The sequence below is a fragment of the Gilvimarinus sp. 1_MG-2023 genome, assembly GCF_030548285.1.
In genome coordinates, this window is record NZ_JAUOSC010001384.1 from 1 (window position 1) to 251 (window position 251).

Here is a 251-nt window from a genome sequence, read left to right on the forward strand (position 1 = left end):
TCCTTGCCCTGGTCATCGGTAATCAGCAGACAAGGCACGGTAGTGCGGCCAGTGGCTTGTTGCTGCTGTTTCCGGAAGGCTGGATTTTTCTGCACATTGCTTTTCTCAACATCGACCTTCAAGCCTGGCAGCGTGCGGAGCACCATTTGGCAAACCGGGCACATATCGTAGTAGTAAAGCGCGTAGGTCATAACATTCCTCTGGTCTGTTCAAGGCAGCGGCCGATGGGCTGCTGCATTACTCTCTGACAG

The 251-nt window shown here is 53.8% G+C and carries 1 protein-coding gene; it reads right to left on the reverse strand.

All coding sequences use genetic code 11. The features are described from left to right. Positions 1-191: glutaredoxin family protein (locus tag Q4563_RS21370; protein ID WP_303605952.1), on the reverse strand; the 191-nt coding region annotated here is incomplete at its 3' end. Positions 192-251: the final 60 nt, after the last annotated feature.